The sequence below is a fragment of the Geodermatophilus obscurus genome, assembly GCF_900143215.1.
Classification (GTDB): Bacteria; Actinomycetota; Actinomycetes; order Mycobacteriales; family Geodermatophilaceae; genus Geodermatophilus; species Geodermatophilus obscurus_A.
Map to the genome: position 1 here is coordinate 15,698 of NZ_FRDM01000007.1, position 24,098 is coordinate 39,795.

The 24,098-nt window shown below is 75.4% G+C and carries 21 protein-coding genes and 1 tRNA gene; 4 read left to right on the plus strand and 18 right to left on the minus strand.

Annotated elements, in window-relative coordinates:
* Window positions 1-157 precede the first annotated feature (157 nt).
* The 8 genes from BUB17_RS08920 to BUB17_RS08955 form a co-directional block, all read right to left on the minus strand.
* Window positions 158-1,123, minus strand: coding sequence for a 4-(cytidine 5'-diphospho)-2-C-methyl-D-erythritol kinase (locus BUB17_RS08920; protein ID WP_083606197.1), 966 nt, complete (start codon window positions 1,121-1,123; stop codon window positions 158-160).
* Entirely contained in the window at window positions 1,120-1,986 is an 867-nt protein-coding gene (gene rsmA / locus BUB17_RS08925) for a 16S rRNA (adenine(1518)-N(6)/adenine(1519)-N(6))-dimethyltransferase RsmA (RefSeq protein ID WP_083606198.1), read from the minus strand. The genes BUB17_RS08920 and rsmA overlap by 4 nt, the downstream gene beginning before the upstream one ends.
* An 8-nt stretch (window positions 1,987-1,994) precedes the next feature.
* The gene (locus BUB17_RS08930) at window positions 1,995-3,095 is read right to left on the minus strand and encodes a resuscitation-promoting factor (RefSeq protein ID WP_072916712.1); all 1,101 of its coding nucleotides are present in this window, start codon (window positions 3,093-3,095) and stop codon (window positions 1,995-1,997) included.
* A 579-nt stretch (window positions 3,096-3,674) separates the two neighbouring features.
* A complete protein-coding gene (locus BUB17_RS08935) occupies window positions 3,675-4,514 on the minus strand; it encodes a hypothetical protein (protein WP_072916716.1) in 840 nt (279 codons plus the stop codon).
* Window positions 4,515-4,742: 228 nt separating this feature from the next.
* Window positions 4,743-5,606, minus strand: a complete 864-nt coding sequence (locus tag BUB17_RS08940; RefSeq protein ID WP_072916720.1) for a TatD family hydrolase — start codon at window positions 5,604-5,606, stop codon at window positions 4,743-4,745.
* A gap of 40 nt (window positions 5,607-5,646) precedes the next feature.
* The gene (metG, locus tag BUB17_RS08945) at window positions 5,647-7,440 is read right to left on the minus strand and encodes a methionine--tRNA ligase (RefSeq protein ID WP_072917191.1); all 1,794 of its coding nucleotides are present in this window, start codon (window positions 7,438-7,440) and stop codon (window positions 5,647-5,649) included.
* 193 nt (window positions 7,441-7,633) lie between these two features.
* On the minus strand, window positions 7,634-8,269 hold the full coding sequence (locus BUB17_RS08950; RefSeq protein ID WP_072916723.1) for a hypothetical protein: 636 nt from the start codon (window positions 8,267-8,269) through the stop codon (window positions 7,634-7,636).
* Window positions 8,270-8,371: 102 nt separating this feature from the next.
* Window positions 8,372-9,874, minus strand: coding sequence for an amino acid permease (locus BUB17_RS08955; protein WP_072916725.1), 1,503 nt, complete (start codon window positions 9,872-9,874; stop codon window positions 8,372-8,374).
* Between the two features lie 105 nt (window positions 9,875-9,979).
* Between BUB17_RS08955 and corA the strand changes: the two genes are divergently transcribed.
* A complete protein-coding gene (gene corA, locus BUB17_RS08960; protein WP_072916728.1) occupies window positions 9,980-11,074 on the plus strand; it encodes a magnesium/cobalt transporter CorA in 1,095 nt (364 codons plus the stop codon).
* A gap of 74 nt (window positions 11,075-11,148) precedes the next feature.
* Here corA and BUB17_RS26045 read toward each other — a convergent pair whose 3' ends face one another.
* The gene (locus BUB17_RS26045) at window positions 11,149-12,021 is read right to left on the minus strand and encodes a DUF559 domain-containing protein (RefSeq protein ID WP_141242965.1); all 873 of its coding nucleotides are present in this window, start codon (window positions 12,019-12,021) and stop codon (window positions 11,149-11,151) included.
* Between the two features lie 134 nt (window positions 12,022-12,155).
* The gene (rsmI, locus tag BUB17_RS08970) at window positions 12,156-12,995 is read right to left on the minus strand and encodes a 16S rRNA (cytidine(1402)-2'-O)-methyltransferase (protein ID WP_072916730.1); all 840 of its coding nucleotides are present in this window, start codon (window positions 12,993-12,995) and stop codon (window positions 12,156-12,158) included.
* Window positions 12,996-13,143: 148 nt separating this feature from the next.
* Between rsmI and BUB17_RS08975 the strand changes: the two genes are divergently transcribed.
* Window positions 13,144-14,667, plus strand: a complete 1,524-nt coding sequence (locus BUB17_RS08975; protein WP_072916733.1) for a dolichyl-phosphate-mannose--protein mannosyltransferase — start codon at window positions 13,144-13,146, stop codon at window positions 14,665-14,667.
* Window positions 14,668-14,683: 16 nt separating this feature from the next.
* Entirely contained in the window at window positions 14,684-15,466 is a 783-nt protein-coding gene (locus tag BUB17_RS08980; RefSeq protein ID WP_072916735.1) for an enoyl-CoA hydratase/isomerase family protein, read from the plus strand.
* 83 nt (window positions 15,467-15,549) lie between these two features.
* On the opposite strand, the gene BUB17_RS08985 is transcribed toward BUB17_RS08980, so the two are convergent.
* The 4 genes from BUB17_RS08985 to BUB17_RS26760 form a co-directional block, all read right to left on the minus strand.
* On the minus strand, window positions 15,550-17,202 hold the full coding sequence (locus tag BUB17_RS08985; RefSeq protein ID WP_072916738.1) for a GGDEF domain-containing protein: 1,653 nt from the start codon (window positions 17,200-17,202) through the stop codon (window positions 15,550-15,552).
* Window positions 17,199-18,308, minus strand: coding sequence for a hypothetical protein (locus BUB17_RS08990; protein ID WP_072916740.1), 1,110 nt, complete (start codon window positions 18,306-18,308; stop codon window positions 17,199-17,201). Before BUB17_RS08990 ends, BUB17_RS08985 begins: the two co-directional genes overlap by 4 nt.
* A gap of 120 nt (window positions 18,309-18,428) precedes the next feature.
* Window positions 18,429-19,019, minus strand: coding sequence for a signal peptidase I (locus BUB17_RS26755; protein ID WP_072916743.1), 591 nt, complete (start codon window positions 19,017-19,019; stop codon window positions 18,429-18,431).
* A gap of 101 nt (window positions 19,020-19,120) precedes the next feature.
* The gene (locus tag BUB17_RS26760) at window positions 19,121-19,780 is read right to left on the minus strand and encodes a hypothetical protein (protein WP_072916745.1); all 660 of its coding nucleotides are present in this window, start codon (window positions 19,778-19,780) and stop codon (window positions 19,121-19,123) included.
* Window positions 19,781-20,071: 291 nt separating this feature from the next.
* On the opposite strand from BUB17_RS26760, the gene BUB17_RS09005 reads away from it, so the two are divergent.
* Complete coding sequence (locus BUB17_RS09005; RefSeq protein ID WP_072916747.1) at window positions 20,072-20,872, plus strand: PRC-barrel domain-containing protein; 801 nt, start codon at window positions 20,072-20,074, stop codon at window positions 20,870-20,872.
* A 64-nt stretch (window positions 20,873-20,936) separates the two neighbouring features.
* Here the strand turns inward: BUB17_RS09005 and BUB17_RS09010 are convergent.
* The 4 genes from BUB17_RS09010 to glp all read right to left on the minus strand — a co-directional run bounded on the left by BUB17_RS09010 (window position 20,937) and on the right by glp (window position 24,070).
* Window positions 20,937-21,010: transfer RNA gene (locus BUB17_RS09010), tRNA-Ala, on the minus strand.
* A 137-nt stretch (window positions 21,011-21,147) separates the two neighbouring features.
* Window positions 21,148-21,852 (minus strand): divisome protein SepX/GlpR, encoded by a 705-nt coding sequence (gene sepX / locus BUB17_RS09015; protein WP_072916750.1) that lies wholly within the window; start codon window positions 21,850-21,852, stop codon window positions 21,148-21,150.
* A gap of 155 nt (window positions 21,853-22,007) precedes the next feature.
* On the minus strand, window positions 22,008-22,628 hold the full coding sequence (locus tag BUB17_RS09020; RefSeq protein WP_083606205.1) for a GNAT family N-acetyltransferase: 621 nt from the start codon (window positions 22,626-22,628) through the stop codon (window positions 22,008-22,010).
* 8 nt (window positions 22,629-22,636) lie between these two features.
* Window positions 22,637-24,070 (minus strand): molybdotransferase-like divisome protein Glp, encoded by a 1,434-nt coding sequence (gene glp / locus BUB17_RS09025; protein WP_244277079.1) that lies wholly within the window; start codon window positions 24,068-24,070, stop codon window positions 22,637-22,639.
* Between the last annotated feature and the right edge of the window lie 28 nt (window positions 24,071-24,098).

The window sequence follows — 24,098 nt, forward strand, 5'->3', positions numbered from 1 at the left end:
CGGTTCCCTCACGGGGTCCCGCCGCGAGCCTCGTGACGGGCTGGAACGGCCACCCTTCAGGGCCCCGCCGGCCGCCCTGCAGGGTCCCGCCGCGAGCCTGCGAGTGGCGAGGGGCAGGGAGGTCCTCTTACGAGGCGGGGGGAAGGGTGGTCCTTCCTCAGCCGACCAGCCGCGCGCCGGGCACCGGCCCGTGCACCGCCCGCACGGTGCGGTAGACACCCTCGCCGGCCAGCGCCGCGGTCAGCCGCACCGCGGACTCCTCGTCCTCGGCGAGGGCGGCGACCGTCGGACCCGAGCCGCTGACCACCGCTGCCGCGGCACCGGCCCCGGTCGCGGCCCGCAGCGCCCGCCGCAGGTCCGGCCGCAGCGAGAGCGCCGGGGGCTGCAGGTCGTTGCCGAGGGCGGCGGCCAGGGCGGGCACCGGACCACTGCGCAGCGCCGCGATCACCGGGTCGGGTGAGGACAGCTCCTCGCCGTCGGGCACCCGGCCCGCGGACCGCAGCCGGTCCAGCTCGGCGTAGACCGCCGGCGTGGACAGCCCCTCGCCGGCGATGCCGAGCACCCAGTCCCAGCGGCGGCGGGCCAGCACCGGGGACAGCTGCTCGCCTCGGCCCGACCCCAGGGCCACCCCGCCGAGCAGGCTGAACGGGACGTCGCTGCCCAGCCGGGCGGCCAGCGTGGTGAGCTCGCCGCGGGTGGCGTGGGTGGCCCACAGCGCGTCGAGGGCGACCAGCGCCGCGGCGGCGTCCGCGCTGCCACCCGCCAGCCCCGCGGCGGCCGGGATCGACTTGTCGATGGTGATGGCGGCGTCGGCCGGCACCCCGGCACGCTCGGCCAGCAGCTCGGCGGCCCGCCAGACGAGGTTGCGGCGGTCGGTGGGGACGGCGTCCGGCCCGCTGCCCGTCGTCCCCTCGCCGGTGACCGTGAGCGAGAGCCCGTCGCCGGGGCGCACGGTGACCGTGTCGAACAGCGAGACGGCCAGGTAGACGGTGCGCAGCTCGTGGAAGCCGTCGGAGCGCAGCGGCCCGACCGCGAGGTGCACGTTGACCTTGGCGGGAGCGCGGGCGACGACGGTGCCGTCCCCGGCCAGCCGGCCGGGTCCACCGGGTGAGGACCAGCTCACGCCGGGACCTCCGTCGCGGCCAGCCGCGCGAAGTCCGCGACCGACAGCTGCTCCCCGCGGGTGGTCGGGTCGATACCGGCGGCGCGCAGCCGGGCCTCGGCCTCCGGGGGGCCGCCGGCCCAGCGGGCCAGCGCCGCGCGCAGCCCCTTGCGGCGGGTGGCGAAGGCGGCGTCGATCACGGCGAAGGTGGCGGCGCGGTCGCCCGGGGGCGGCGGACGACGGTCGAGGGCGACCAGTCCGGAGTCGACGTTGGGCTCGGGCCAGAAGACCCGCCGGCCGACGTTGCCGGCCCGGCGCACCTCGCCGTACCAGGCGGCCTTGGCCGACGGCACGCCGTAGGCCGACGAGCCCGGGGCCGCGGCCAGGCGCTCGGCCACCTCGGCCTGCACGAGGACCAGCGCGCGCCGCAGCGTCGGCAGCAGGTCCAGCAGGTGCAGCAGGACGGGCACCGCCACGTTGTACGGCAGGTTGGCCACCAGCGCCGTCGGAGCGGCACCGGGCACCTCCCGGATGCGCAGCGCGTCGGCCTCGACGACGGTCAGCCGGTCGGCGAGCGCGGGCGCGCGCTCGGCCACCGTGCGGGGCAGCAGCGCGGCCAGCCGGGGGTCGATCTCCACGGCGGTGACGTGCGCGGCGACGGGCAGCAGCCCCAGGGTCAGCGAGCCGAGACCGGGGCCGACCTCCAGGACGACGTCCCCGGGGGTCAGCTCGGCGGTCCGCACGATCCGCCGGATGGTGTTCGCGTCGTGCAGGAAGTTCTGGCCGAGGGTCTTGGTCGGGCGCAGCTCGAGCTGCTGGGCCAGGTCGCGGATCGCGGCCGGGCCCAGCAGCCCGTCGGTCTGTTCGGGTGGCGTGCTCAGCACCGGTCCGATCAGTTGAAGAGGTTCGAACCGCAGTGCGGCCACTGGCCGGCGCCGGAACGCTGGTACAGCAGCTGCGCACGGTAGGTCTGCTCGTCGGCCGAGGCGGCGGCCGGGTCGCCGCTGCCGCCGACAGCGTTCCACGTCCCCTGCGAGAACTGGTACATGCCCCGGTACTTGCCGGTGCCGCTCACCGCGTTCGGGCGGCCGCCGGACTCGCACTTCGCCAGGGCGGCCCAGTCGAGGCCGTCGGCGCTGGGCTTGTTGCCGCTGGACACGGGGCGGGCCTTGGTACCGACGGTGACCAGCTCGTCGACCGGCTCGCGGGTGACCGCGGTGGCCAGCTGCTCGCGGGCGGTCTCGACGCCGTCGGTGACGGTGACCCGGTAGGTGGTCACCTGCTCGCCCTCCACGCCCTCCCGGGTGACGGTGTCGTCGCCCTCGAAGGCGTTGGGGTCCTCGGTCTCGACGGTCCGGTAGTCGATCGGCGTGGGGACGGCGACCTCGCCGACCTGCACGCGGAAGACCTGCAGCCGCATGTGGGCCAGGAGCGCCTGCTCCGGGTACATGCTCGTGCGGTCGGTGGGGCCGAGGACGACGCCCTGCTCGGCGAGCAGGTCCCCGGCGGTGGCCGCGGTGGTGGTGACCACGCGCTCCTGGCCGTCGACGACGAGGGTGACGTCCCGGGGCGTGGTGATCGACAGGGCCATGCCGCCGAGCGGGAGGCGCTCGCTGCGGCTCGCGGAGACGACGAGGTCCTCGGCGCGGTAGCCGAGCTGCGCCAGCGCCTCGTCGACCGACAGCGCGGTCACGTAGACCTCGCTCCGCACGCCGTCCACGGTGAGCGTGAGCGGGCGGGCACGGTTGAGCACGACGGTGTCGCCGTCGCTGACCGGAGCGGCGGCGTCCGGCAGGACGACGTCGTGCGACTGCGTCCGCAGCCCCTCCTCCTGGAGCACCTCACCGACCGTGCCGGCGTAGGTGCGGACCTCCCGCGCCTGGCCGTCGACGGTCACCGTCAGGGACTTCTGCGCGGCGAAGTAGGCCACGGAGCCGCCCACGAGTCCCAGCAGGACGAGGGCGAGGAGGACGGACTTCAGGGATCGGGGCACGACTCTTCCAGGGCTCGAGGACCCGGGAGGAGCACGCGCAGGTACACGCCGGCTGGCGGGCACCGAGCGCGACCCGGCTCGGACGGCAGTCGACCGGGAGACGGAGCTCCCGGTCGCGGTGCCCTCCGGGTCGGTTCCCACCCCGGCTGGTCACGACACGGTAACGGAAACGATGTGTGTGGCAACGGTGCGCGACGAGTGAACCAGCGAGGTGATCTGTCGACTCCGGGACGCGCCGACACGGTCCGTGACGGGCGCGCCGGCTGGGGTGGGTGTGGCGAGTGCGCAGCGTGAGGTCAGTGGGGTGAGCAAGCCCGCGGTGCAGCGCGGTGCCAGCGGGAGCCGCCCGGCGGGGCGGCCGCGAGGAGCGGGGCCCGGAGGGTCCCCGACGAGCGACCGGGTGGGGCTCAGCGCAGGCCGGGGACGGCCGTTGGCCGCCGTGCCAGCGGGAGCCGCCCAGCGGGGCGGCCGCGAGGAGCGGGGCCCGGAGGGTCCCCGACGAGCGACCGGGTGGGGCTCAGCGCAGGCCGGGGACGGCCGTTGGCCGCGGTGCGGTCCGGAGGACCGCGATGTCATCGATCACACGGTCAGTGCCCGGTCGTCGACCCGCACCGGTCGCAGCCAGGTGACCAGGAAGACGGCGAGCGCGAGGCCCGCGGCCAGCCCGGCGAAGCCCCCGGCGACGAGCGCCACGGGCAGCAGGTCGATGCCCTGGGTCACGCGGTCGCCGAGGTCGATGCCGGCCGCCAGGAGCAGCGTCCCCAGCGGCAGCAGCGCCAGCACGCTGACGGCCGCGGTGACCAGGTGCGCCGTCCAGGTGCGCAGCGCCTCGTCGAGCGGCACGTCGGCGCCCTCGGCCGGCAGCGGCCTCAGCTGCGCCCGGAGCAGCGCGACCTCGGCGAGCAGCCAGGCGGCCAGCGGGACGACGACGGCGACCCAGCCGACGCTGTCGGGCAGTTCGCCGCGCCGCCACATGGCGACGGCCGCGACCAGCTCGGCGAGGGCGACCGCGCGCATCGACCAGAGCAGCACCATCGAGATCAGCTCGGACTGGCGCGGCCGACGGGGCGGGGACCCGGCCCGCCAGCGGGGCCGGGGGCGGGTCGCCTCGGCGAGGACGACCCCCAGCAACAGCCCCAGGACGAGCGCCGGCAGCCAGAGGAACACCGAGGCCTCGGCGAACAGCGCGATGCTGACGCCGACGCCGGCCAGCCCGAGCAGGAAGCCCAGCCGGCGCACGCGGCGTCCGTGCTGGGCCTGACGCGTCAGGGTGGCGAGCCCCTCCGGCGTGGGCGTGGTGAAGCCGACCGCCGCGGCGGCAACGGCCCGGCGGCCGGCGGCCAGGGCCCAGGCGCGGGCGAGCAGGACACCGGGGACCAGCACGGCGATGAAGAGGATGACGGCGATGAGGCGGCCCACGGGGCCAGTGTCCCCCCGATGTGCGCCACGTGACGTGTCACCGTCATGACACTGCGACCCGGCTGCCGCCGGTCGGCCCCGCTGCAGGGTCCCGCGGCGAGCGCCGGCCAGACGGGGGGCAGCGCCGCCCCCGGCAGGGTCCCGCCGCCGGCCCCGTCCCGAGGCTCGTCGCGAGCCTGCGAGGGATGAGGACGGGGTCCTTCCACGGTGGGGGCGGGGGTCCTTCTGCTACCAGCTGCCGAAGACGCGTTCGGCGGTGGTGGTGAGGTGGGCGCAGAGCTCCTCGAGCTCGACGCCGGTGACCTCGGCCAGTGCGCGGACCGTGTGCGGCACCAGCCGGGAGGCGTTGGGACGGCCGCGGTACGGGACCGGGGTCAGGAACGGCGAGTCGGTCTCCACCAGCAGCTGCCCGACCGGCGCGAGCGCGGCGGCCTCCCGCAGGTAGCCGGCGTTGGCGAAGGTCAGCGTGCCCGCGAAGGACAGCACGAAGCCCCGCTCGACGCAGGCCCGGGCGAAGGAGGCGTCGCCGGAGAAGCAGTGCATGACGACGTGCTCCGGCGCGCCCTCGTCGTCGACCACCCGCAGGATCTCCTCGTGGGCGTCGCGGTCGTGGATGACCAGCGCGATCCCGCGGTCCTTGGCGATCCGGATGTGCGCCCGGAACGACGCCTCCTGCGCCGCCCAGCCGTCGGGGCCGGTGCGGAACCGGTCGAGGCCGGTCTCCCCCACCGCCCGCACCCGGGGCAGTGCCGCGAGCCGGTCGATCTCGGCGAGCGCGTCGTCGGTCGCCGCCCCCGCACCGGCCTCGTTGGGGTGCAGGGCGACGGCGGCCAGCACGTGCGGGTGCCGGGCGGCGACCTCGGCCGACCATCGGGAGGAGCCCACGTCCACCCCGACCTGCACCAGCCGCGGAACGCCCACGGCGGCCGCGGACTCGATTTCGTCGTCGACGGCCCGGTCGTCCGGTCGCCGGTCGCTGTCGAGGGTGATGTCGAGGTGGGTGTGGCTGTCGATCGCCGGGGCGGGCAACGGCTCGGGGGACGGCGGCTTGCCGCCTCTCCGGTTGGCGCGCGACGCGGCCGAGCGACTCACTCCCCGCCCCCCGCAGCGGCCATCTCCGCGGGGATGGCCGTCACTGCCCGCCCTCGAGCCGGGTCAGCTCCTCCTCGACGATCGACTCGTCGAGCTTCTTGAACACCGGGGTGGGCGGCGACAGCGGCGTCCCCGGCGGAAGCGGCCGGGAGGCCCAGACCGCCTGCCCCTCGGCGTGGTCGCCGGTGATGATCGGGTACGGCGAGCCGTCGTCGAGGTCGGTGACCTCCTCGATCCGCGGCGCCGGCGACCACACACCGGTGCCGCCGAGCAGTTCGTGCACCTTCTGCGCCGAGTGCGGGAGGAACGGCGTGAGCAGCGCGTTGCAGTCGCTGACCGCCTGCAGCGCGGTGTGCAGCACGGTGTCGCGGCGGGCCGGGTCCTCCTTGAGCTTCCACGGCGCCTGGTCGGACAGGTACTTGTTGGCCTCGCCGACCACCCGCATCGCCTCCGCGGCCGCGGCCTTCTGCCGGTTCCGCGACAGCAGCTCCCCGACCGGCCCGAAGGCGCCCGAGGTCGCGCCCAGCAGCGCCCGGTCGGCGTCGGTCAGCCCGCCCGGGGTCGGGACGGCGCCGACGTTCTTCGCGGCCATCGACACCGTGCGGTTGACCAGGTTGCCCCACCCGGCGACCAGCTCGTCGTTGTTGCGGCGCAGGAACTCCGCCCAGGTGAAGTCGGTGTCCTGGCTCTCCGGCCCGGCCGCGGCGATGAAGTAGCGCAGCGCGTCGGCGTCGTAGCGGGCCAGGAAGTCGCGCACGTAGATGACGACCTGGCGGGACGAGCTGAACTTGCGTCCTTCCATGGTCAGGAACTCGCTGGAGACCACCTCGGTGGGCAGGTTGAGCCGGCCCAGCGAGCCCGGCGTCCCGCCCTTGTCGCCCTCGCCGTCGTAGCCGAGCAGCTGGGCGGGCCAGATCTCGGCGTGGAAGACGATGTTGTCCTTGCCCATGAAGTAGTAGGCGTCGGCGTCCGGCGTCTGCCACCACTGACGCCAGGCGTCGTCGTCCCCGGAGCGGCGGGCCCACTCGATGGAGGCCGACAGGTAGCCGACGACGGCGTCGAACCAGACGTAGATGCGCTTGTCGGGGCGGTCGCGCCAGCCGTCCAGCGGTACCGGCACGCCCCAGTCGATGTCGCGGGTGTAGCTGCGCGGCTTGAGGTCGGTGAGGAGGTTCTTCGCGAAGTTGAGGACGTTGGGTCGCCACCCCTTGCGGCTGTCCAGCCAGTCGCCCAGCGAGCGGGTGAAGGCCGGCAGGTCGAGGAAGTAGTGCTCCTCCTCGACGAACCTCGGCGTCTCGCCGTTGATCCGGCTCCTGGGGTTGATCAGGTCGACCGGGTCGAGCTGGTTGCCGCAGTTGTCGCACTGGTCGCCACGGGCGCCGTCGTAGCCGCAGATCGGGCAGGTGCCCTCGATGTAGCGGTCGGGCAGGGTGCGCCCCGTCGACGGGCTGATCGCGCCGAGCGTCGTCCTCGGGAAGACGTACCCGTTCTTGAGCAGGCCGAGGAAGATCTCCTGGCTGATCGCCGCGTGGTTGCCCGTCGTCGTCCGGGTGAACAGGTCGTAGGACAGCCCGAGCGACTGCAGGTCGCCGACGATGACCCGGTTGTTGCGGTCGGCGATCTCCCGCGGGCTCACGCCCTCCGCGTCGGCAGCCACGGTGATCGGCGTCCCGTGCTCGTCGGTGCCGCTGACCATCAGCACCCGGTCGCCCACCATGCGGTGGTAGCGGCTGAAGACGTCGGAGGGGACGCCGAAGCCCGAGACGTGGCCGATGTGCCGCGGGCCGTTGGCGTAGGGCCAGGCCACGGCGGTCAGGATGTGCCGATCACTCACGGACACGAGCGTAGTGAGGGCGACACGGGCGCGAGCACCGCAGGGAGCGAACGAGCCGACAGCGAGTGGGCGTCGCAGCGAGCGCCGGCGAGCGAGGAGCGGAGCGAGCGCGGAGGCGAGCAGCGGCGGAGCGACCGAGGAGCGGAGCGGGCGGGGAGCCGAACCGTGCCTCCGCCGGCGGCGTCCAGCCGGTTCAGGACCGGCTGGTGCCCACCGTCGCCGGGGCCTCGGGGGCCGCTCCGGGTACCGGGGTGGTGAGCGCGACGGTGACCAGGGCCAGGCCGATGAGCGCGAGGGTGACCGCCCGGGTCCGCGGGCCGACGGCGGCCGGCTCGGGACGGGAGGCCGGGGCGCGCGGGCCCTCCGCGACCCAGGCGACGGCCGGGGGAGCGCCGGCCAGCAGCAGCTTCCCCACCGGCAGGCCGAGGGTCAGCAGCGCCAGCGCCGGCAGCGGCAGGCCCACCGGCAGGGTGTCGAACAGCGGGGTGAGCAGCGCGAGCGCCAGCAGCGCCCCCACGAGCGCCACCTCCGCAGTGGCCACGGCGGTGTAGACCCGCCGTCCGGACCGGTCGAGCAGCAGCACCCCACCGCCGGCGCACAGCACCACCCACCCGGCGAGCAGGAGCAGCACGACGGCGACGACCGGACCCGCCGGCCGCAGCGGGGACAGCAGCAGGCCGTCGAGCCCGGTCAGCCCGCCGGCCAGCAGTGCCACCGCCTCGGCCACGCCGACGACCGCGGCCGCCAGCACGGCGGCCGGCGGCCGGCGCCGGTCGGCGGACGACGGCGCGCGCGGGGTCTCGCGGGCGTCGAGGACGGTGCTCGCCACGGGTGTGCTCTCCCTGGCCGGGGACGTCGGTCACCGGTCGGGTCGGCGCCCGGAGCGGGCGGCTGGAGGGCGTGCGCGGGCGGCCTCACCCCTCCGAGGGGGTCAGTGGCGGGCGATGTTGTCGGCAGCCGACATCCGCACCCCGGTGGCCATCCGGCTGTGGCTGCGGCCGTACACGTAGTACATGCCGATGCCGAGCGCCATCCAGACGAGGAAGCGCAGCCAGGTGTCGGCGGGCAGGTTGGACATCAGCCACAGGGAGGCGGCCGCAGAGACCCACGGCAGCACGTTGATGAGCGGGACCTTGAAGGAGCGGTGCAGGTCCGGGCGGGTGCGCCGCAGCCACCACACCCCGATCGACACGAGGAAGAAGGCGAAGAGCGTGCCGATGTTCACCAGCTCGGCGAGCGCGGTGAGCGGGACGAACCCGGCGAGCAGCGCGACCACGATCCCGGTGGCGATGGTGATGCGGTACGGGGTGCCGTACCGCGGGTGGACCTTCGCCAGCCCCGGCGGCAGCAGGTGGTCCCGGCTCATCGCGAACAGCACCCGGGACTGACCCAGCATCAGGATCATCACCACCGAGGTCAGCCCGGCCAGCGCGCCCAGCGAGATGATGCTGGAGAAGACCGGCATCCCGTTGGCGGAGAACGCGCCCGCGAGCGGTGCGGTCGCGCTCAGCTCGGTGTAGTTCTGCATCCCCACGACCACCAGCGAGACCGCCACGTACAGCACGGTGCAGATCGCCAGCGAGCCGAGGATCCCGCGCGGCATGTCCCGCTTGGGGTCGCGGGTCTCCTCCGCGGCGGTGGCCACGATGTCGAAGCCGATGAAGGCGAAGAACACGATCGCGGCGCCGGCGAGCACGCCGCCCCAGCCGAACGTGCCGGGGCTGAAGCCGGTGAGCACCGAGATCAGCGGCGTGTGCAGCCACCCCTCCTCCCCCGCGGCCGCGGGCTCGGCCGGCGGGACGAACGGCGAGTAGTTCTCGGCCCGGGTGTAGAAGAACCCGACGATGATGACCAGCAGGACGACGGCCAGCTTGATCGCCACGATGATGGTGGTGACGCGCGAGGAGAGCTTGATCCCGAGGATCAGGACGCCCGTCATCACCAGCGTGATCACGATCGCCGGGATGTTGACCGTCGCCGTCTCACCCGCGATCGACGTCGGCAGCGGCGTACCGATGTCGTCGAGCAGCTGGTTGAGGTAGCCGGACCAGCCGACCGCCACCGTCGCGGCGCCGAGCGCGAGCTCGAGGACGAGGTCCCAGCCGATGATCCAGGCGATGAACTCGCCGAACGTGGCGTAGGAGAAGGTGTACGCCGACCCGGCGACCGGCACCGTCGAGGCGAACTCGGCGTAGCAGAGCGCGGCCAGCCCGCAGACCACGCCGGCGATGACGAACGAGATCGCCACGGCCGGGCCGGCCTGGTCCCGGGCGACGATGCCGGTGAGCACGAAGATCCCGGTGCCGATGATCACGCCGACGCCGAAGACGGTGAGGTCCAGGCCGGACAGGTTCTTCTTCAGCCGGTGCTCCGGCTCGTCGGTGTCGCGGATGGACTCTTCGACGGACTTCACCCGGCGGGTGTTGACGGCCACGACGCCCTCGCTCTCGCCACGATCCGGACCCCGCGAGCGTGGCACGGAACGGGCTCGACCGCATGCCTACGCTGTCCCGTCGACCCGGTGCGGAGAGGAGTGCGGATGCCCGGCACGGAGGCCCCCCGCGAGACGCCCGGCGCGCTGCCGTCGACCCGCCCGCGGCCGGAGGGCCGGCCGCGCACGACGCCGTCCCGGCGCGACGGCGCCGACCCCGTCGTCGACTGCGCCGTCTACGTCGACGGCCGCCGTCAGGCACCGGTCCACCCGCACGAGGCGCTGCGGGAGGCCACGGTGCACGGCGGTTTCGTCTGGCTGGGGCTCTACGCGCCGACCGAGGCCGAGCTCAGCTCCATCGCCGGGCACTACGGGCTGCACCCACTGGCGGTCGAGGACGCCGTCTACGCCCACCAGCGGCCCAAGCTCGAGCGGTACGACGACGGCCTGTTCATGGTCCTGACGACGGCCCGGTACGTGGAGCACGAGGAGCTGACCGCGAGCAGCGAGGTCGTCGACACCGGCGAGGTCATGGTCTTCCTCGGGACGAACTACGTGATCACCGTGCGGCACGGCGAGCACGGCGGCCTGACCGACCTGCGTCGGAGCCTGGAATCGCAGCCGGACCTGCTGCGCCTCGGCCCCGCAGCGGTGCTCTACGCGGTCGCCGACCACGTGGTGGACGCCTTCGTCGACGTCGCCGCCGCGGTCGAGGAGGACGTCGACGAACTCGAGGCCTCGGTGTTCAGCCCGGAGCGCACCGACGACATCGGGCGGCTCTACCAGCTCAAACGGGAGCTGCTGGCGCTGCGGCGGGCGGTCTCCCCGCTGGAGGTGCCGCTGCAGAAGCTGGCCGAGCGGCAGATGGACTTCGTCCCCGACGCGATGCGGTCCTACTTCCGCGACGTGGAGGACCACGCCATCCGGGTGCGCGACCAGGTCGCCGCCCTCGACGAGCTGCTGACCTCGATCCTGCAGGCGTCTCTCGCCCGCACCTCGCAGGCCGACAACGAGGACATGCGCAAGATCAGTGCGTGGGCCGGCATCATCGCCGTCCCCACCGCGATCGCCGGCATCTACGGGATGAACTTCGAGTTCATGCCGGAGCTGCAGTGGCGCTACGGCTACCCGCTGGTGCTGCTGGTCATCGTGACCGCGTGCGTGCTGCTCTACCGCGGCTTCAAGCGCAACGGCTGGCTGTGACGCTTGCCCGTGCGCAGTTCGTGCACACGACGCGAAACCGGCGGTCCCCCGGAGCGCGATGAGTGCACCTGGCGTCATCGGTGCAGCGCCTCCCGCAGGGTCGCCAGCAGCTGGACGGGATGGTGCAGGTCCGCGGCCGTGACGAAGACGACGGTCCAGCCCGCGGCCTGCAGCCGGTCGAGCCGCCGCCGGTCGCGCGCGAACTGACCCGGCTCGGCGTGCCAGGCCCCGTCGTACTCGACGGCGATCCGGAGCTCGGGCCACGCGAAGTCCACCCGGGCGACGTCGCGCCCCTCGTGCCGGACGACGTACTGGGCGACGGGCGTCGGCAGCCCTCCATCGACCATCAGCAGACGCAGTCGCGTCTCCTGCGGCGACTCGGCCAGCCCGTCCGCGCGGGTACACGCCCGCCGCACCCGGGCGGGAGCCGCGCCGCGCGTCGCGGCGCGCGCACGGAGCGCCCGCAGGTCGACGACGCCGGCCGCGACCATCCGGTCGATCGCCACGACCGCCTCGTCCGGCTCGAGCAGGGCCGCGGCGCGGACCGTGGCCACGGCCGGGGACGACACGCGAACCCGATCGAGCACCCGGACGTCGGCCGGGTCCAGCGGCACCCGGCGTACCCGGATGCCGGGGATCCGACGTGGGTGGGTTCCAGGCGGCAGGACCAGCTCGACGTCGTCCCGTTCGTCGGCGAGGCCCACGCCCCACAGGACCGCCGCACTGAGCCCGGAGACCACGGCGCCGGGGAGCAGGAGGCGGGCGGCCGCTCGGGCACGCAGCCGGTGGCTGTCGGGCGCCCTGGCGTCGACGTAGACGTCGCGGTACAGCCGGCGGCAGGCAGGACCGCGCAGCTGCGCAGGGGTGAGCAATCCCCGTCGGACGACGTCCGTGCCTCGGAAGGCGCGATCTCGCAGCGGTTCGGGCAGGAGTCTCCTGGTCGGCACGCGCGCAGGCTGGCCGATCGGGCGCGGGGACCTGTCCCCGTCCTCCACACGCGACGCCGTGTGCACATGTCGCGGTCCGAGCGCCCACGTGACCGCGTCGTGTGCACACGACGCGACCAGGCGAGAAAGGTGAGTCAGGAGGACTTGGCGGCGACGACGGCGTCGTAGACGGTGCGGCGCGGCAGCCCCGTGCGGACGACGACGGCGCGGATGGCGTCCTTGCGGGGCGCGCCCGCGGCCTCCTCGGCGGCGACCTCCGCGGCCAGCTGGGCCGGCGAGAGCGACACCGGTTCCGCGGGTGCGCCACCGACCACCAGGGTGATCTCCCCGCGCACGCCGTCGGCCGCCCACGAGGCCAGCTCCTCCAACGCCCCCCGGCGGACCTCCTCGTGGGTCTTGGTCAGCTCCCGGCAGACGGCGGCCGGGCGCGACGGACCGAACGCGGCGCCGGCGTCGGTGAGCGCGTCGGCCAGCCGGTGCGGCGACTCGAAGAACACCATCGTGCGGCGCTCGCCGGCCAGCCCGGCCAGCCGCGACCGGCGCTCCCCCGCCTTGCGCGGCAGGAAGCCCTCGAAGCAGAAGCGGTCGACCGGCAGGCCGGACACCGCCAGCGCGGTGATCACCGCCGACGGTCCGGGCACCGAGGTCACCTCCACGCCGGCGTCGATCGCCGCGCGCACGAGGGTGTAGCCGGGGTCGGAGACCGAGGGCATCCCGGCGTCGGTGAGCAGCAGCACGGTCCTGCCCTGGTCGAGCGCGGTCAGCAGCCCGGGCAGCCGGGCGCGCTCGACCGACTCGTGGAAGGTGACCACGCGGCCGGTCAGCTGCACCTCGAGGTCGGCGGCGAGGCGGTGCAGCCGGCGGGTGTCCTCGACGGCGAGCACGTCCGCGGTCGCCATCGCCGTGCGCAACCGCGGGCCGACGTCGCCGGGCTGACCGAGCGGAGCGCCACCGAGCACCAGCCGTCCGACCATGCGCCCAGCCTGTCACGACGATCGCCGTCGGCCCGCCTGCAGGGGCCGCCCCCTGCAGGGTCCCGCCGTGAGCTCGCGAGTGGCGGGGGGCAGGGGGTGTTTCTACCAGCGCCGGGGGGCGGGCGGGCCCTGTCACTACATTGACCGCATGGCGGTGCTGGCCCCCGAGCGCACGGACCGGGAGCCCGGCCGGCCCGGGCCCGCGCACGCGCGACGCCGCCCGCTCCCCCGGCCACGCCGCGACACCACCCCGCCGCTGCCCGCCGACCGCCGGACCGCCTGGGTGCTCACCGCACTGCTCGGCCTGGGCGCCTTCGCCCTCCGGCTGTGGGACATCGGCTACCCGTCGGACCTGCTCTTCGACGAGGCGTACTACCCGCCGGAGGCACGCGAGCTGCTCGAGTGGGGCCACGAGTACAACCGCGGCTACACGTTCATCGTCCACCCGCCGCTGGGCAAGTGGCTGATCGCCGGCGGCATCGGGCTGTTCGGCTACGACTCCTTCGGCTGGCGGTTCCCCTCCGCGGTCGCCGGGAGCATCGCGGTCGTCGTCCTGACCCGGCTGACCCGGCGGCTGACCGGCTCGACGCTGCTCGGCCTGGTCGCCGGGCTGCTGCTCGCGCTGGACGGCCTCGCCTTCACCTTGTCGCGGATCGGCCTGCTCGACGTCTTCCTGCAGGTGTTCGTGCTGTCCGCGGTGGCCTGCCTGGTCGTCGACCGGGACCGGGTGCGTGAACGCATCCGGGCGCACCCATCGACCACGACCGGCTTCCGGCTCGGCCCGCGCGGGTGGCGGCTGGCCGCCGGGTTGCTCTTCGGCTGTGCCTGCGCGGTGAAGTGGAGCGGGGTGTACTTCCTCGCCGCCTTCGCGGTGCTGAGCCTGTTCTGGGACCGCGCCGCCTGGCGCGAGGCCGGCGTCCCGCGCCCGACCGTCACCGCCGCGCGGCGCGGCCTGCCCGGTGCGCTGTGGGCGCTGGCCGCCGTCCCGGTGCTCACCTACGTCGCGAGCTTCACCGGCTGGTTCCTCGGCGAGACCTCGCAGGGCAAGGCCTGGGCGCAGCAGAACCCGGAGACGGCGTTCCCGTGGGTGCCCGACGCGTTGCGCTCGCTGTGGCACCAGCACGCCGAGTGGCTGAGCTTCCACAGCGGCCTCGCCACCCCGCACCCGTGGGAGTCCGGGCCGTGGAGCTGGCTGGTCAACGGCCGGCCGATCCTGCTGTGGAACCCGCAGGGCCTCACCGACGCGGCCGGCGAGCAGGTCATCCGGTACATCCTCATGCTCGGGACGCCGACCCTCTGGTTCGCCTTCGCGCCCGCGCTGGGCTGGGTGGCCTGGCGGCTGGTCGCCCGCCGCGACCCCGCCGCGCTGGTCGTCGCCGTCGCGTTCGCCGCCGGCTGGGGCACCTGGTTCCTCAACCCCGAGCGCACGATGTTCGTCTTCTACACCGCGCCGGTGCTGCCGTTCTTCGTGCTCGCCGTCGTCCTGGTGCTGCAGGACGTCCTCGGCCGTCCCGGGGCCCCGCGGCTGCGCCGGCAGGTCGGCCTGGGCGTCGTGGCCCTCTACGTCGGCGTGGTGGCGGCGACGTTCGGCTACTTCCTCCCCGTGCTCACCGGGGAGCCGCTGTCGCACGGCGAGTGGCTCGACCGCATGTGGTTCCCGTCCTGGTTCTGACCCCCGGAGGCCCTCGATGACCGACCAGCCGGTGCGCACCGAGGCGGACGGCGACGTCTGGCGGGTGACCCTCGACTCCGCGGGGACCGGCAACGCCGTCGACCCGGCGATGGCCGCGGCGCTCGGCAAGGCGTTGCGGGCCCGCCCGCCGCAGACCCGGGCGGTGCTGCTGCTGGCCGAGGGCGAGCGCTTCTGCGTCGGCGGCGACGTGCGCGGCTTCGCGACGGCGGTGGACCCGGGCGCCGGGGTGGGGCGGCTGGCCGCCGACTGGCACGAGGTCGTGCGGACCCTGCTGGCCAGCCCGGTACCGGTCGTCGCCGGCGTGCACGGCGCGGTCGCCGGGGCCGGCGTCGGGCTGCTGGGCGCCTGCGACGTCGTGGTCTGCGCCCGCTCGACGAGGATCCGACCCGCGTACGCCGCCATCGGCTTCTCCCCCGACGGCGGCACCTCCTGGACCCTGGCGCACGCGCTCGGCCCGGCCCGCGCCCTGGACCTGGCGCTGACCAACGGCACGCTCGACGGCACCGAGGCGCACGCCTGCGGGCTGGTCGCCCGCGTGGTGGCCGACGACGAGCTGCGCGCGGCCGCCACTGAGCTCGCGCACGCGCTGGCGGCCGGGCCGGTGCGGGCGATGGTGCGCACCCGCGCGCTCGTCCGCGGTGCCGTCGTCCGCACGCTCGACGAGCACCTGGACGACGAGGCGCGGCTGATCGCGGAGTCCGCGGGCGACCCGGAGGGGCGGGAGGGCGTGCGGGCGTTCGTCGAGAAGCGGCGGCCGGACTTCCGCGGCGCGCGCTGAACGCCTCCCGTACGGTCCCGCGCGCCGGGTGCAGGCATCGGCACCGGTCCGCCGCGGCTCGAGCCTCGGCGCACCGGCCCCGGTCAGCGGGTCGCGTGCGCCCCGACGGGTCGTGGCACCGGGATCGGCGGCACGAGGTCGGTGGCGCCGCCAGTGACCGGCCCCTCCATCCCCGCCAGGTGGGCCCGGTCTCGCCCGCCGGCCTTGGCGGCGTACAGGGCCGTGTCGGCGGTGGCGAGCAGTTCCGCAGCGGACAGGCCGGCCCCGTGCTGACAGGCGATGCCCAGGCTCGCCGTGATCGGCCTCGGTGCCTCCACGTCCCGCAGGACCGCTCGCAGCCGGCGCGCGACCACGATGGCCTCGTCCGCCGTGGCGCCGGGCAGGACCAGCGCGAACTCCTCACCGCCGTAGCGCGCGGCGACGTCGCCCGGCCGCACGCAGGACCGCAGCGCCGCTCCCACGCCCCGCAGGACGTCGTCGCCGGCCTGGTGGCCGTAGGTGTCGTTGAGCTGCTTGAAGTGGTCGAGATCGATGATCAGGACCGCCACCGGCGCCTCGGTGCGGGCGGCGACCGACAGCTCCCGGTCGAAGGCGGCGTCGAAGGCGCGCCGGTTGGCGACCCCGGTGAGGCCGTCGGTGAGCGCGCTGGCCTGCAGGTGCTCCAGCAGCGCGACGCGGGCGAACGCCGTCGCCGCGTGCGCCACCGCCTGCTCGGTGACGCCGACCCGGCGTCGCTCGATGCGCGAGCCGGTGCGCGCGTCGTCCTGGAAGGTCAGGACACCGCTGCCGGACCCGTCCAGGCCGAACGGGACGGCGACGACCCGACGGGCGCCCTCGAGCACCTCGTCCACCCACCGGTCGGGGCCCCGCATGGCCGCCAGCACCGTGCTGCCCCGGTCGACCGCCGCGGCGAGCAGCGACCCCGGCGGGGGTGCGCCGACCCCCCGCAGGGGCTCGGCGTCCTGGTCCCGGCGCTTGCGGACGGCCAGGTCGACAGCCGGCACGGCGCTGCCCTCGGGCACGTGGCAGTGCACCGCGGCGAGGGGGGAGTCGGCGGCGTCGACGGTGAAGTCGAGCAGCGCCTCGGCCACCTTGGCGCCGGTGTCCGCCTCGTGCAGGGCGCCGGCCAGCCGGCGCAGCGCCTCCTCGTCGTAGCGACGCCGACGCAGCTCGCGCTCGTTGACCGCGCCCAGGCCCGAGGTCATCACCGCGGTCACCCACACGGCGACCAGGAACACCCCGTAGGACACGGAGTCGAAGCCCTGGACGACGTCGTGTGCGGGCAGCAGGGCCGTGTCGACCGCCTTGAGGACCGACATGACCACGAGCGAGTGCCACAGGGCGATCTTCAGACCGGTGCGGAACGAGCCCAGCAGCGTGACGCAGATGACGTGCAGGACGATCACGTACACCACCGGCCCGGAGATGCCCCCGGCGACGTGGAGCGCCCACCCCAGGTGGACCGCGTCGAGGATCACCGGCACCGTGATCGCCGCCACCGCCCAGCGGCGGCCGAGCGCGGACAGCCTGTGCAGCAGGAGCCCGACGGCCAGCAGCCCGACCCCGGGGACGACGAGGGCGCCCAGCGCGGGAGTGTCGGCCGTCCGCGTGATCCCCCACGCCGCGACGGGCAGCAGGACGACGACGCCGATGCGGACGGCGAGCAGCCACCGGAGGCGGTCGGCCAGGGGCAGGTTGTCCAGGGAACCCTGTGCTGGAGCAGGCGTCTGGCTCATGGGGATGCCGTCCTCGGCAGCTCGGGGAAGTCTCGGAAGTCGTTCAGTTCCTGGCGGACCCGGGCCAGCGCCAGCTTCGGGTCCCGCCGGTCGAGGCGGCCCTGCACGGCGAGGAACCCCGCCACCACGGCGACCAGCGCGAGCGGGAACTGGCCGTCCTCGACGACGGCGAGCGCCGTCTCCCCCACCGCGGTGACCACCTCACCGACCGTCGTGGGGGACGCCTGCAACGGCGGTGCCTGGACGACGTCGCTGCCGCCGTCCCCGCGCGGCGGGACGCCATCCGGGTCGTCCCCATCCGGGTCGGTCCCCGGCGGTGCCGGGGTCGGGCTCGGGGTCTCGGACGGGAGGACCGGCTCCGGCTCCGACTGGAGCGTCGGGACGGCGCTCGGGGTCGGGGGCGGGGTGGGCGTCGGCGTCGGGGCCGGGGCCGGGGGTTCGGGTCTCGGCGTGGGCGTGGGCGTGGGCGCCGGCTCCGGGACCGGGACCGGGACCGGGGTCGGCGTCGGCATCGGCGTCGGGTCCGGGGTCGGTTCGGGGGTCGGCTCGAAGTCGAGGGCCCAGACGAAGCGGGCCGCGGCCCGCAGGCCCTGCGCCCGCGGGTCGTCGAGGACCGTGACGCTGACCCGGTAGGTCGTCGTGGTCGCGTCCCCGGGCCGCCAGCCCGTCGGGATCCCCGCGGCGGCCGTGCGCGGCAGCTGCGCCAGCGTCCCGCTCCACGCGGGTACGCCGGTGAAGGACGCGCAGCGCGCCGGGTTCCCGAGCGTGCCCCGCTCGACGGTCAGGTGCAGGTAGGGGGCGAGGGCCTCCTCGGTGACCTCGGCGCTGAGCGTCACCTCACCGGTCGACCGGGCGGATCCGGTCACCGCCAGCGAGACGCAGGCGGTCTCGCTAGCGCCCGGGCGCAGGCCGGTCGAGGTGAACAGCGCCGTGCCACCGCGGTCGTCGACCAGGCTCACCGCGCTGGTGCTCGCGGCGGCAGGCTCGACCGGCAGCTCGATCCACCCGGCCGTCAGATGGGCCAGCAGGGCGGCGCCGACGAGCCAGGCGGCGCCCGTGCAGCTCCTCAGCAGACGCGGGGACGGAGCGAGCGGTGGTGGGCGCACACCCTCCCCCTTCCTCAGCGAGGCTGCGGTCCGTCCGTCGGAACCGGTCCGGCTCGCTCATGTCTTCGGCGGCGTGCACCGGATGTTGAGCAGGGGGTCACCGGAGCAGGCCACCGGCCGTCAGCGGCGTCCGGTCCCGCGCGCCGGCTCGGTGCCGACCGGAGGGGGCACGGGGGGCAGTCCGGCGCGGACGACGACGCGATCCGGCGCCGGGCAGGCCACCAGCCGGTCGGCGCTGGTGAGGCCCCGCGGCCCCCGGGCCCGGCTGCGGGACCCGGCGCCGGCGACGACGCTCGCTGCCGCGAGGAGGCCGGCGAGCAGGGCCACGTCGCCCCACTGGCCGGTGAGCCGCCAGTACGCGGGCAGCCCGACGTAGGGAACGCGCACCTGCGCCTCGCCGATGACGCTCGAGGCCGGTACGGGCGTGGTGTCGTTGCTCCGGTTGGCGTCGCCCCGCGTGACGAGATCCCCTCGCGCGTCGAAGGAGACGAGGCGGTGGAGCACCAGCCGGTCGGCGCCCTCGGGATCCGGGAAGAGCAGCACCTGTCCCGGCTGGAGGTCCTGCGGGAGCACCGGACGCGTCAGCACCACGTCGCCGGCCGAGACCCGCGGCTCCATCGACCCGGAGACGACCACGTGGCCCTGGAAGCCGACGAGGAGGGGGGCGAGGGCGGTGACCACCAGGCCGGCCACGGCCGCCAGCACGGCCACGACGACTCCACGGCACAGGGCGGCCGGTCGCAGGCCCCGCTGGTGGACCGCGGGTTCCGGCGCACGGGACCGCGGGGCCCCGCGGGAGAGGACGGGCGCGGTCACGTGTTCCTCGCTTCCCAGGTGAACGTGGCGCTGGACTGCTTGCCCTGGGCCTCGTTGACGTCCTCGAGCACGTAGGTGATCCGGAGGGTCATGTACGTGTGCGGCGCGGTCGTCCCGTTGACCACGACGCCGGAGGCGTAGTCCGAGTGCTCGGCCCTGAGGTGGTCCAGCGTCCGCGAGGTCTCCACCGTGGGGGCGTCGGCGTGGGGGGCGCCGTCGAGGAACGTCGGCGTGGCGGTCGAGGCGAAACCCTCGCTGCAGTCGGCCGCCACCGTGGTCGCCGCGGTGACGTCCCGGCCCCGCTCCACGCTCATCAGGAGGTAGGGGTCGAGCGTGGTCACGCCGGCAGCCGGCGAGCCCACGTACATGCGGACGTCGGCCGGCAGGCTGCCCGTGTAGTCGAGCCGGATGCAGCGCGAGCGGGGCGGGAGACCGGGCTCGAGGAGGCCGTCACCGGCGCTGGTGAACAGGGCTGAACCGCTCCGGCTCTGGGTGAGGACGACGCTGCCGGTCTGCCACGAGTTGCCGGGGTTGTCGGTGCTCGCGGTGAAGGCCGCGTGGGTGGAGCCCCAGGTGACGGCCAGGCTCACCACCAGGCCCACGGGCGCCGCCACGGGGAGCACGGTGCGACGCGCGCGGCTGGTGCGCTGGTGCACGGCAACTCCTCCGGCGACGGTGGGACGCAGCCGTCTGCGTCCTCGACACCAGGGGCATCGGCGCCGCCGTCGGACCGCTGAGGGGCCGGGCGGAGGACGTCACCCGATCGGGTGGGCGACCCCGATCACGCTCCCTGGCCCGGGTGCCGGTGCGGCGGGTGGTCGCCGACCGCCACACGGCGCGCCGGACCGGGTTGCGGCCGGGCCTCGCGGGTAGCCCCGTCTGCGGGGAGCCCGACCGGTGGAGACACCGCCGCGGGTCCCGACCGGCGACCGCACGAGGAGGCGGCCATGGGCCTGCCAGCACGCGACGAGGCCAGGGAGTGGGTCGGGTGGACCGTCGTCGACCGCGACGGGACCGAGCTCGGCGCCGTCACCGCCGTCCTCGCCGACGAGTCCACCGGGCGGCCGGAGTGGGTGCACGTCGAGGTCGAGGGGGCCAGTGCCGTCGTCCCGGCGCTGGACGCCGACGGCTCGGACGGCCGGGTGACGGTCGCGGTGACCCGCGCCCAGGTCACGGCCGCACCCTCGGTCGGGGATGTGCGGGCGCTGTCGACGGACCAGGAGGCCGACCTCTACCGGCACTACGGCATCGAGGCGTCGAGCGAGGCCTCGGAGACCCTGCTGCCGGCCGCTGTGGACGCCTCGGGGTCGACCGGTCGCGGAACCGTGCTCGCCGCAGGCGCCCTGGCCGTGGTAGCGGGCATCGGCGTGGTGCGGGCCCGCGCCCGGCGTCCGGTCGTCCGGCAGCCGTGGCCCCGGCGGCTGTGGGCACGACGCCCCTGGGCGCCGCGCCCGCCGTCCCGGGCCGAGCTGATCGCCGGGCAGGTCCGCACCGTCTCCGTGCGCGCGAGGAGGAGCGTCCGGCACGCTGCGCGCACGGCCGGCCCGATCGCCGCCGCGGCCGCTGAGTCGGCACGGCACCGGGCGGTGCTGGCCGGCGAGGGCGCCCGGCACGTCGCCCGCACGACAGGTCCCATCGCCGCCGCGGCCGCGGAGTCGGCACGGCACCGGGCGCTGCTGGGAGCCGAGCAGCTGCGTCACGCGACCCGCCTGGCGTCGCACACCGTCAGGACGGCCACCCGCACCTGACCCGGGCCGGACGCCGGAGAGCCCCGCACCGGACGGACCGGGCGGGGCTCTCTGGGTGTCGGGGTGGAGCTGAGGGGATTCGAACCCCTGACCCCCTCGATGCGAACGAGGTGCGCTACCGGACTGCGCTACAGCCCCTGACGGGAGACGAGCTTACCGTCCGCCTCCGCCGCCGCCACGATCGGGGTGGGGCTCCTGCAGCGTCCCGCCCTGGCCCCGTCCAGAGGCTCGCCGCGAGCTTTGCGAGCGGTGAGGAGGACGGGGTCCTCTTCCCTTCAGCCGTTGGCCACCCGGCGCGGCTGGTAGACGTCGATGTCGGCGAAGCCGATGTCGTCGTCGTCCAGGTCCACGACGGCGCTGTTCTGCCAGCCGGCCGGTGCGGCGGTGCGGGCGGCCACGACCCGGCCGGGGCGCAGCGGGTGCACCGGCGCCAGCGGCAGGCTCGGGTGCGGCAGGCCGACGGTGTGGTGGTGCACCTCCGCGGCCGGCGTCTCCTCGACGGGGGCCGGCCGGGGCGTCGGAACCGGACGGGCGGCCGGCCGGCGCGTGGTGCGGGCGGCGGCCCGGGCGGCGCGGCGGGCGGCCAGCCGCTCCCGGCGGGCGGCGGCCCGCAGCACCATCAGGTAGGCGACCACCGCGAGGTCGAGCACGCCCTGTGCGATCCACAGCCACGGGCTCCAGACCAGCGCGCCCACCAGCGCCAGCAGCGTGAGCGCCACCAGGCCGGCCAGCGTGCGGCGGCGGACGGCGTGGACGTCGACCCGCAGCTCACCGGAGGTCACCAGCGCCGCCCGGTCGATCGAGACCCGCTCGGTCTCGGCGAAGACGGCGGGGTCGACCGCCCGACGCCGCTGCAACGTCCGGCCCGCATCCGCCCCCGTGGCGCGAGCCGCCGAGGAGTCACCGCGGGTCACCACCATGGGCACCAGCACGACGAACCACAGCACGACCAGAGCGGCCAGCAGTACACCCGAACCCATCTGAGAACACCACCCGTCACACGCGTCACCTGCCGGGCGAAGTTACGGCCTGCACTCCTCCGTTCGAGGGAGGCGCGCGGCGTGTCCTGGAGTGTCGTGTGACTGGAGTGTCGGCACGGCGGCGTGTCGACCCGGCGACACACCTCCGCCGGTGGTCAGCGTGGTAGGCGCGACTGCCACCGGGCGACCACGCCGCCGGGCACGTCCTCGGCCAGCAGCGCGAAGGTGTCGTGGTCGCGCCAGTCGCCGTCGATGTCCAGGTACCGGCGCAGCACGCCCTCGTGACGGAAGCCCAGCCGGTGCACCAGCCGCCGGCTCCGCGCGTTCTCGGGACGGATGTCGGCCTGCAGCCGGTGCAGCCGGGCGGGCCCGAAGGCGTGGTCGCACACCAGCGCCACGGCCAGCGAGGCCATCCCCCGGCCGGCGACGGCGCGGTCGATCCAGTACCCGAGGTTGCCCGAGCGCAGCGCACCGCGGACGACGTTGTCTATGGTCACCTGCCCGACCAGCCGGCCCTCCACCCGGACGACGAACGGCAGCGACATGCCCATCGCGGCCCGGCGCAGCACCGCCCGCCGCATCGCCCGGTACGCCGCCGGGGTGTGCCGCGCCGCCCACGGCCCCGCCGCGGTCGGCTCCCACGGCGCCAGCCAGTCCTCGTTGGCCCGCCGGACCCGGCTCCACTCCTCGGCGTCCCGCCAGCGCGGCGGGTGCAGCTCGACCGGGCCCCGCACCAGGTGCGCCGGCCACCCGGGCCGCAGGGCGGGATCGACCACTGCGCCGCTCAGCCGCCGAGCAGCAGGGGCATGACGGTGACCAGCCCGCCGGCGGCCACCTCGGTGACGTCCTCGTCGACCACGATCAGGCAGTTGGCCCGGGCCATCCGCGCCAGCATCGCCTCCTCGTCGGGGCCGCTGCCGTCCGCGAGCGGCTCCACCACGTAGCCGCCGTCCGGGTGGCGCATGACCTGGCCGTGCAGGTACTGCCGGTAGCCCAGCGGGGAGAGCAGCCGCTCGGCGGCGATCGCCTGCACGGTGCGCCGGAACAGCTGGCGCTTGCCGAGCATCATCCGGATGGCCGGGCGCACGAACACCTCGAAGGCGACCAGCGCGGCGACCGGCTCGCCGGGCACGCAGATGACCGGCACCGAGTCCCGCCCGAGGCGACCGAAGGCCTGCACCGGCCCGGGGTGCATCGTCAGCTGCGAGAACTGCATGTGGCCGAGCTCGGCGAGCGCCTCCTGCACCAGGTCGCCCTCGCTGGGGAAGGTGCCGGCGATGAGCACCAGGTCGCTGCGCAGCAGCTGGCTCTCCAGCACCTCGGAGAGCCGCCGCGGTTCGGTGGGGAGGATGCCCCAGCGGTAGGCCTCGGCCCCGGCATCGCGCGCCGCGGCGGCCAGCGCGTAGCTGTTGACGTCCACGACCTGGCCGGGACCCGGCTGCGTGCTGATGTCGACGAGCTCGCTGCCCGCGGAGAGGACGGCGACCCGCGGCCGCGGCCGCACCTGCACCCGGTCGCGGCCGACCGCGGCGAGCAGGCTGATCTGGGCCGGGCCGATCGGGGTGCCCACCTGCACCGCGGTGGTGCCCGGCGCGACGTCGTCCCCCGCCCGGCGCACGTAGCTGCCGGCCGACGGGCCGGCGTGCACGGCGACCTCCGCCATGCCGCCGTCGGTCCACACCCCCGGGACGACGACGTCCGCGCCGGCCGGCAGCATCGCGCCGGCGGCCACCTTCTGCGCCATGCCCGGACCGATCGACGCGGGGCCGGTGGGACCGGCGACGGTCTCGCCCACCACCGAGAGCCGGGCCGGCTCGGCGGGGGTGGCGCCCTCGACGTCCATCGCGCGGGCGGCGTAGCCGTCGAGCGCGGCCTGGTCGAAGGCCGGCAGCGCGCGCTGGCTGACCACCTCCTCGGCGCAGAGCAGGCCCTGCGCGTCGAGGACGGCCAGCTCGATCGGGTCCGGCTGGGGCACGGCCGAGAGGATCTCGTCGAGGTGCTGCTCCACGCTGCGCGGCGGCGCCGGCTCGACCGCGGCGGGCGGCGGCGGCACGGCGCCGCGGTCGATCGCCGTCGTCTCGTGCACGGGCGCCCCCACGGCGGGCTCGACGGCGGGTGACGGCGCCGGCACGTCCCGCACCGCGGTGCCCCGGCGCCGGTCCAGCGCCGTGGTGTCCCGGTACCCGGGGACCGTCCCGTCCCTACCGTCCTCCGTCACGCCCACCACGGGGGTCGATGCTCCCCCT

Bases quoted from the DNA above. Each gene is read 5' to 3' on its own strand.
- BUB17_RS08985 (WP_072916738.1), bottom strand. From the start codon at position 17,202: ATGAGCCAGACGCCTGCTCCAGCACAGGGTTCCCTGGACAACCTGCCC.
- rsmI (WP_072916730.1), bottom strand. From the start codon at position 12,995: ATGGTCGGACGGCTGGTGCTCGGTGGCGCTCCGCTCGGTCAGCCCGGC.
- sepX (WP_072916750.1), bottom strand. From the start codon at position 21,852: ATGGGTTCGGGTGTACTGCTGGCCGCTCTGGTCGTGCTGTGGTTCGTC.
- BUB17_RS08980 (WP_072916735.1), top strand. From the start codon at position 14,684: ATGACCGACCAGCCGGTGCGCACCGAGGCGGACGGCGACGTCTGGCGG.
- corA (WP_072916728.1), top strand. From the start codon at position 9,980: ATGCCCGGCACGGAGGCCCCCCGCGAGACGCCCGGCGCGCTGCCGTCG.
- BUB17_RS08975 (WP_072916733.1), top strand. From the start codon at position 13,144: ATGGCGGTGCTGGCCCCCGAGCGCACGGACCGGGAGCCCGGCCGGCCC.
- BUB17_RS09005 (WP_072916747.1), top strand. From the start codon at position 20,072: ATGGGCCTGCCAGCACGCGACGAGGCCAGGGAGTGGGTCGGGTGGACC.